Origin of the sequence: Streptomyces sp. LS1784 (assembly GCF_020103755.1) — a bacterium.
Lineage (GTDB): Bacteria > Actinomycetota > Actinomycetes > Streptomycetales > Streptomycetaceae > Kitasatospora.
Window position 1 is genome coordinate 1 of sequence record NZ_JAHSQD010000990.1, and the last position, 1,761, is coordinate 1,761.

Genomic DNA, 1,761 nt, shown 5'->3' on the forward strand with positions numbered 1-1,761 from the left:
GGCGGACGTCCTGGCGGACGTCCTCGGCCCCGCCCCGGAGCTGGCCGCCCTCCTGCTGCGACGCCACGACGAGGCGCGCCGGGCGCAGGAGTCCGCCCGGGCCCTCACGGCCTGAGCGCGGGCTGCTCAGGCGTAGTCGAGAATGCTGTGCTCGCTCAGGTCCGCGGCATGACGTGCCACGGTTCGGTAGTCCGCGTCATCGTGGAGGACCGTGAGTCCATGGTGTGCGGCCGTCGCCGCGATCACGAGGTCGACCGCGGAGGCACTACGGTGCTGGCCGGCGAGCGCCATCCTCCGCTGCACCGTGTCGATCCACCGTCCTGCGCTCTTCGGTACGGAGACGTCCGGGTAGAGCTCGGCGAACATCTCGGCGATCTCGTCGTACTCCTGGCCGCTGCGCGCGCTGTAGAGGAACTCGGCGCGCTGCGGATAGCACGACGCGACCGACCCTGCGTCGATCGCGTCGAACCAGGCGGCCTGCACCTTGGGCTCACCGAGCAGCCTGAACAGCGCAGAGGTGTCGAGCAGATAGATCACCGGGCGTCCTTCTCCGCCCGGTGCAGCCGCTCGGCGTCCGCGACGGCTCCCCAGTGTCGCGCCCGCTCGAAGTGCCGACTGATGCGGGCGGCACGTTCCTGCCGTTCGGCGTAGTAGCGCAGCGCCAGGTTGACGGCGTCCTTCTTGGTCCGGACACCGGCGAGGACCATCGCGCGTTCCAGGGCCTCTTCATCGATGTCGATCTGTGTTACGGACATCCGGCACCTCCGACGATGTTGGTGATGTACATAGCATTGTATCTCACCAACATCGCCCAAAGGCGCCGGGTGCTCAGACCCGCCGCAGGGTGAAGGTGTCCGCCGGGTGGCCGGCGTAGGCGGCGGCGAGGCCGCCGGAGAGCCGGTAGACGCTGCCGGCCGGGCCCGCGACCACCGCGGTGGGAGTCGGGTCAACGGAGGGGCGCACGGCGGTGAGGCGGGCGGTGCGCCAGTGGTCGTCCGAACGCAGTTCGACCTCGGCGTCGCGGCCGGTTCCCAAGAAGGCGTTGGTGACGCCCGCGATGGAGCCGTCCGGGCGGCCCAGCAGGCCGTCCAGGTGGAGCAGGGCACCACCGCCGGCCACCTCGACCCGCCGCAGGGCGGCCGGGTCGCGGACCGGCACCTGCCACAGCGTGCCGTCGTCCCACTTGCCGAGGACCAGCCGGCCGTCCCGGTGGACGATGCCGTTGAGGCCGTACCCGCCGGGTGCGGGGGCCAGTCGCGGGTCGCGCAGCAGGACGGAGGCGGTGCCGTCCGGCGTCACCCGGTAGACGACGGGGGCGAAGGAGTCGGTGACGTACGCGGTGCCGTCGGGGCCGAGCGCGATGTCGTTGGCGAGGTGGTTGCCGCCGTCGGCGGCGACCGCGGCGAGGTCGGTGTAGAAGATCTGCCGCCCGGTGTCCAGGTCGTAGGCGCCGATCCCGGCGAGCTTCCCCTGGGTGGCGGCGCTGCTGCGCTCGCCGAGGCCGTTGTCGAGGTCGGTGACCAGGACGCGGTGGCGGGCCCGGTCGATCCGCAGGCCGGCGATCTCGGTCAGCGCGGGGTCGTCCACCAGGGTGCGCACGCTGCCGTCGGTGCCGACGGCGGAGACGGTGCCGTGCCGCAGCGAGCCGAGCAGGAAGCGGTGGTGGGAGGCGTCCCAGTCGCCCGACTCTGGCACCAGGGTGGGCGCGTGGCCGGAGATCACGGCCGGTGCCGGGCGGCCGGCGGCCGCGGCGGGCAGCGC

At 72.8% G+C, this 1,761-nt stretch carries 3 protein-coding genes; all 3 read right to left on the reverse strand.

From position 1 onward, the window contains the following. Window positions 1–126: 126 nt before the first annotated feature. Entirely contained in the window at window positions 127–537 is a 411-nt protein-coding gene (locus tag KS423_RS44960; protein WP_224285436.1) for a PIN domain-containing protein, read from the reverse strand. Beyond that, window positions 534–755, reverse strand: coding sequence for a type II toxin-antitoxin system VapB family antitoxin (locus KS423_RS44965; RefSeq protein WP_224285437.1), 222 nt, complete (start codon window positions 753–755; stop codon window positions 534–536). Before KS423_RS44965 ends, KS423_RS44960 begins: the two co-directional genes overlap by 4 nt. Before the next feature lie 73 nt (window positions 756–828). Continuing rightward, a partial coding sequence (locus tag KS423_RS44970; RefSeq protein ID WP_224285438.1) for a hypothetical protein occupies window positions 829–1,761 on the reverse strand: 933 nt, incomplete at its 5' end.